Origin of the sequence: Pseudoalteromonas sp. 78C3 (assembly GCF_002836695.1) — a bacterium.
Taxonomy (GTDB): domain Bacteria; phylum Pseudomonadota; class Gammaproteobacteria; order Enterobacterales; family Alteromonadaceae; genus Pseudoalteromonas; species Pseudoalteromonas arctica.
Genome location: NZ_PJAV01000010.1, coordinates 1 through 5,734 on the forward strand (window position 1 = coordinate 1; position 5,734 = coordinate 5,734).

General features: G+C 37.0%; 5 protein-coding genes and 1 pseudogene. 5 read left to right on the forward strand and 1 reads right to left on the reverse strand.

Annotated elements, in window-relative coordinates; all coding sequences use genetic code 11:
- From CXF76_RS00260 to CXF76_RS00275, 4 genes and pseudogenes are all read left to right on the forward strand, one after another.
- A pseudogene (locus CXF76_RS00260) lies at window positions 1-1,071 on the forward strand (hypothetical protein); the annotation flags it as partial.
- Between the two features lie 71 nt (window positions 1,072-1,142).
- Window positions 1,143-1,955 (forward strand): alpha/beta fold hydrolase, encoded by an 813-nt coding sequence (locus tag CXF76_RS00265; RefSeq protein ID WP_101162763.1) that lies wholly within the window; start codon window positions 1,143-1,145, stop codon window positions 1,953-1,955.
- 188 nt (window positions 1,956-2,143) lie between these two features.
- Window positions 2,144-2,551: a hypothetical protein gene (locus CXF76_RS00270; RefSeq protein WP_101162764.1), complete on the forward strand. Its 408-nt coding sequence runs from the start codon at window positions 2,144-2,146 to the stop codon at window positions 2,549-2,551.
- 293 nt (window positions 2,552-2,844) lie between these two features.
- Window positions 2,845-4,095 (forward strand): cation:proton antiporter, encoded by a 1,251-nt coding sequence (locus CXF76_RS00275; protein ID WP_024590868.1) that lies wholly within the window; start codon window positions 2,845-2,847, stop codon window positions 4,093-4,095.
- 105 nt (window positions 4,096-4,200) lie between these two features.
- Here the strand turns inward: CXF76_RS00275 and CXF76_RS00280 are convergent, their stop codons facing one another.
- Window positions 4,201-4,749 carry a hypothetical protein gene (locus CXF76_RS00280; protein WP_101162765.1) on the reverse strand — a complete coding sequence of 183 codons (549 nt, stop codon included), beginning with the start codon at window positions 4,747-4,749 and terminating at the stop codon, window positions 4,201-4,203.
- A gap of 379 nt (window positions 4,750-5,128) precedes the next feature.
- On the opposite strand from CXF76_RS00280, the gene CXF76_RS00285 reads away from it, so the two are divergent.
- The gene (locus CXF76_RS00285) at window positions 5,129-5,536 is read left to right on the forward strand and encodes a hypothetical protein (RefSeq protein WP_101162766.1); all 408 of its coding nucleotides are present in this window, start codon (window positions 5,129-5,131) and stop codon (window positions 5,534-5,536) included.
- The last annotated feature ends 198 nt before the right edge of the window (window positions 5,537-5,734 follow it).

A 5,734-nucleotide genomic window follows, 5' to 3' on the forward strand; every position in this document is an offset into this window, starting at 1 on the left:
CTCAAAGCGCATGGGCGTAAAATAAGAGGCGTAAGCCGAACTGATAAGATTCAAACAATTATTCATTCAGGACTTAGCGCAGCTAAATTATTATCAGACGATATTCACAATGTTGAAGATAATCAAAATCAACGTAAAGAACGCTTAAAACAGTTAATACAAGACTTAGAAATTGACACAGAAAAACTTGGTACTACTTTAGATGAACGTATTGGTTTAATACTGTCATCGCTATCAGGTGCAACAGAAAAGGAGTTTGATTCCCTCAGTGCTAGTGGATTTAAGCAGCTTCTAAAAACATTAGAAGAACATTTCCCAACAATGCAGGTAGTGCTTAAAGAAGCATTTGAGCTTGAAGCTAATCAAATAATAGATACTGAACAATTACGTGCCTTAAGTATTACACCTCACGATATTCTATATTTACTTTCAAATGATGAAGTAAGGGAAGTTAGAGATAGTATGGGGCTATCTAAACGAGGTAATGCGCGTTTTGCTATTTTAGAAAGCTTTGCTAACGCGACTGATAAACTAATTGAAAATTACGACGCACTAGCGCGCCGCGATATTAATACTCTTAGAGAAGCTGGTGCAGATGTAACAGAAGCTGATATTGGTGTTAAGTTTGAAGAAGTCACAAAAGCAATTTTTGAACTACTAGAGCTTAATATCGACGAGGACCTTCGTAAAGACTTAAATACCGCTAAAGATAAAGCAGATATCGTAATTTCACTCAGTGATAACGATATAATTATAGGTGAAGCAAAAACATGTAAAAATGGAGATTTTGCCAAATATTCAACAACATCGCGCCAAGTAAAAGCCTATGTAACTCGTGCAGAAAACCAGGGTAAGCGCGTTGCACAAGTGTTGATCATCGCCCCCAGCTTTTCAGATGATTTCATTGAGTCCGCCGAAATGGATACTGAAGTAAATATCTCATTGTTAGAAGCGCATGGTCTTAAGTTAATACTTGATGCTTACAAATCTAAACGTAATCCAAGTTTCGCTCCTAAGTTACTTACTAAAGGTGGTTTGTTAAAAGCAGAGTTAATAGCCAAGAATATTTAAGGCAGACACTAAAGGCATGTACTAACTTTAAAAATTAGTTAATTTAATAAAAGAAAGATCTACCTAATACAATGAGATTAAAATTAAAAGTAACATTCCTTTGCTCATTCCTTATATCTACTAGTGCTTTAGCTGGACTGGCTAAAGTTCAAGTAAATGGCTTTGACGTTGAATACGAGCTAGCTGGTAAAGGTAAACATACTATTTTACTTGAAGCGGGCGGCTCTGCTGGTTTAAGTGATTGGGACCCGGTTTTTGAATCACTTACCAAGCACGGTAAAGTTATACGGTATTCTCGTATTGGTAATGGTGGTTCTTCGCAAATAAAGAAAAACTATAGCTCAGAAGAATATGCAGCTGAGGCTGCGTTATTACTCAAAACACTGAAAATAGAAGAGCCTGTTGTGTATGTTGCGCACTCTTATGGTGCTTATATTGCACGTGTATTTGCTGCAACATACCCTAATCAGATTAAAGCGTTGATGTTAATTGAGCCTGCATCAGAGCACGATGTAGATATTATGCGCGCGATTGATTTGCCACGCGCTGAAAAAGAAATTGCAGCAATAAAGCTCGACGATATAAAAAATGGAATGTCGAATCAGTATTTAGATTTTTGGGCAAAACGTCCACTGCCCGATTATCCACAAATTGCTGATATACCCGTGACAGTAATTGCCTCAGTTAAAAAGTATAAAAAGCCATCTGTATTATTTTTTACCGACAAAGCGCGTGAAATGTGGGGCGACTTCCATTCAAAGTGGGCTAATACCTTTCCTCAAGGTGAAGTAGTTATAACAAATAAAAGCTATCACTACCCGCAAAAAGATGAGCCAGAAATGGTTGTAGCCCAAGTAGTTAAGTTACTAGAACGCACTCAATAAGTTTAAGTTTCGTTGGTTGTTTTTATAAATACCAATTGTCGTAAATTAGTAATTTGGCATTAGACTAAAGTCTATAAGTTAGATTTATTCACTTATTAGGTTTGTTTTAATCGTTTGTCGGTTTTGTGTTAATTCTCTAAAGTTCAGTTGTCGGCAACAAGCACGGCTTAACCAACAGGACTACGACCATGAAACTTACTCTTATCAAAACTATCGCTCTTAGCTCACTACTTACATGTTCAGCTGCTGCAATGGCTGAGCAAAGTGATTACAAATTAATGGTTATTGAAACTGCAACAGCGCCACAGCCACTTGAGCAATCATTTAATAGCTGCGCACTGAATGTTAAGTCAAAAAATTACGCTGAGGCTGAAGCAATTTGTACTAAAGCAATTGCGCTTTTAAAAGACGCAGATGGCCCTAAATTTAAAGTACGCCAACTTACGTCATTTGCATTAAGTAACCGTGGTGTTGCACGTTTAAAAGCGAATAACGACACTGCTGGCCTTGCTGATTTATACGAAGCAAACCAAATGTCTACAAGTACAATGGTATCGCACAACTTAACTCGCGCTAAAGAAGAGCTTTCTTTATAAGTACTTTATAAACGCTTTTATAAAGTGCTTACCAAAAGCATGATATAAAATAGCGAGAGTAAAAAAACCCATGTTAGGTTAATTCCTAACATGGGTTTTTTTGTTTTATTTAATGCGTAAGTTAATACCTTAAATATGTTAATAGAGCAGGGTGTGTATTTATAATTAATATTTTGGGTATGCTTGTTTAGGCTACGCGAATATAATGCGAGATAACCGTATAAAAAATAATAATCCTTCTGCTTTGCTTGTTTTGAGCAAGGTATCATTAAATAAATATTGAGATTTAAACCATGGCACCAGGAACCAGCCTAAGCGTACTTGAAATAAGTGCGATATTTTTATCAATTACCGCGTTACTCACCTATGTAAACCATCGCTTTATTGGCTTGCCAACAACCATTGGCGTTATGGTTATTTCGATGCTTTTATCTATCGGCGCTATATTTTTGGGCTTTTTAGGGTTTGATGATCTTATAGATTACGAAGTGAGCTTGCTCGATCAGTTAGATTTTACTGAAGTTTTGCTTGATGGCATGCTCTCTATGCTGCTGTTTGCAGGGGCGCTACATGTAAATGTTAGCGATTTAAGGCGCTATAAATTGCCAATCGGTATTTTGGCCTGTGTTGGTACGTTGCTATCAACGGTTATTATTGCAGGCGCGCTTTATTTAGTGCTTCCTTTGCTTGGTTTTGATTTAGCATTTATTTGGTGTTTATTGTTTGGCGCATTAATTTCGCCAACCGATCCGATTGCGGTAATGGGTATTTTACAATCTGCGGGGGCGCCTAAAAGTATTGAAACCGTGATTGCGGGTGAATCGTTGTTTAACGATGGTATAGGCGTGGTTATTTTTGTGCTTTTATTGGGTGTTTTATCAAGTGGTGATATTCCTACAACCTATTATGTAGCGCACACGCTGGCGGTAGAAGCCGGTGGCGGTATTGTTTTTGGTTTGGTATTAGGTGGTATTTTATATTACTTACTTAAAAGTATTGATAGTTACCAAGAAGAAGTACTACTTACTTTAGCGGGCGTTATTGGTGGCTATGCACTGGCTAGCCATTGGCATTTGTCGGGCCCACTTGCAATGGTAATGATGGGGCTAATGGTGGGCAATCATGGACGTAGTATGGCTATGAGCGACAAAACACGCCATTACGTTGATTTATTTTGGGAACTGATTGACGAAATTTTAAATGCCATTTTATTTGTACTCATAGGGCTTGAAGTCGTCATGATTGCATTTTCGAGTAATTTGTTTATTGCTGGTGGCTTAACAATTTTAATAGCGTTACTCGCACGTTTAATTGTTGTGGGTATAACAACCACTACATTTAATAAGCAATTAGAGTTGCCATCTGGCGCATGGAAAGTTTTAACCTGGGGTGGCTTGCGTGGTGGTATTTCGGTTGCACTGGTATTGCAACTACCTGATGGGAACGAGCGCGATATTTTATTAGCTCTCACTTATGCGGTTGTGGTGTTTTCAATTTTAATTCAGGGTTTGAGTATTGGTAAAGTAGCCAAAACTATCCGTTAAATATAAATTGGTTAGATCAAACCTGTTAAATGCAATTTTTTAAAAAGCGTGTGAAATAGCTGTATTTCACACGCTTTTTATTTTTCTTATAAAACAAAAGGGCAATTAAAACGTAAAGCTGAGCTGCACACCGCTGTAAATATGTTCTTGTGCTTCCCAGTAGTCGCCATCTATTTGGCGTGCTCGGGTAAATACTTCTATTTTAAATGGCTTAAAGTGATAACCCGCACCTATACCTGCGTAACCATCTATGTCGTTGTTCGATTTTTCTATTTGGTAGGTGTTATCGCCCCTATCGTTTTTAAAGGCGAGTTCGAACAGATCTAAGCCAAGCTCGGCGTATATAAAAAAGTCATTAAAATAACCAAGCTTCATGCCATTGTCCCACGTTATAAATTCTTCTTGCTCGCCTTGTTTATTATCGATTACAGCCGCGCCAATTGCGCTTGTAAAAACAACACCAAAGTTACTGTAATTTTGTTTGACCATCATTTCTACACCCGCAGATGTAATGCTGCTATTACCATTAAATTCTGATTTTATAAACATACCGGTGTTAGGCATGTCATTACCGAGCAAAAGCCTTGCGTTAGCATTTTGGCTAAATGATAAAAGCGTGCTTAATAAAACAAAAAGAGGAAGTGTGTGTTTCAAAAAAGTTAATCCATTAATGATGAAAAGTTACCAGAGCCGTAATTATAAATACATAACTTAGTATTGCATGTAATTAAATGTATAAATTTGTTTGATTGTTACTCAGCTATGCCTAAGTAAGGTGTTTAAAATAAAACCAACTAAAAAAAGGCATAAATAATTATATACATTTTAAAACGTAAAGTAGCGATTTTAGGCACGTAAAGTGGTACGTAAGTTATTTAAATATATAGAAAAAGTTTAAACGTATTAGACTAAGGTCTATAGGTTAATTTTTCTCACTTATTAGGTTTGTTTTAATCGTTTGTCGGGGTTGTGGTAATTCACTAAAGTTCAGTTGTCGGCAACAAGCACGGCTTAACTAATCAGGAATATGACCATGAAACTTACACTTATCAAAACTATCGCTCTTAGCTCACTATTAACATGTTCAGCTGCTGCAATGGCTGATCAAAGTGATTACAAATTAATGGTTATTGAAACTGCAACAGCGCCACAGCCACTTGAGCAATCATTTAATAGCTGCGCACTGAATGTTAAGTCAAAAAATTATGCGCAAGCGGAAGCAATTTGTACTAAAGCAATCGCACTTTTAAAAGACGCAGATGGCCCTAAATTTAAAGTACGCCAACTTACGTCATTCGCATTAAGCAACCGTGGTGTTGCACGTTTAAAAGCGCATAACGACACTGCTGCACTTGCTGATTTATACGAAGCATCAAAATTGTCTAACAGCACGATGGTATCGCACAACTTAACTCGCGCTAAAGAAGAATTATCGTTATAAAAAACCTTTATAACGTGTTTTATAAAGTGCTTACTAAAGCATAATATAAAATAGCGAGAGTAAAAAAGCCGATGTTGGGTTAAACCTCAACATCGGCTTTTTCGTGCTTATTAACTTTGTATTGTGTTATACCAATCCGCAATAATACTTAATCATTTTGCGGGGCTAAACGTGTCGCTACCTGCGTTAAAAAATTCT

What these genes read in the sequence shown, in the direction of transcription:
- CXF76_RS00265 (WP_101162763.1), top strand. Translation starts at nt 1,143, where the DNA reads ATGAGATTAAAATTAAAAGTAACATTCCTTTGCTCATTCCTTATATCT.
- CXF76_RS00270 (WP_101162764.1), top strand. Translation starts at nt 2,144, where the DNA reads ATGAAACTTACTCTTATCAAAACTATCGCTCTTAGCTCACTACTTACA.
- CXF76_RS00275 (WP_024590868.1), top strand. Translation starts at nt 2,845, where the DNA reads ATGGCACCAGGAACCAGCCTAAGCGTACTTGAAATAAGTGCGATATTT.
- CXF76_RS00285 (WP_101162766.1), top strand. Translation starts at nt 5,129, where the DNA reads ATGAAACTTACACTTATCAAAACTATCGCTCTTAGCTCACTATTAACA.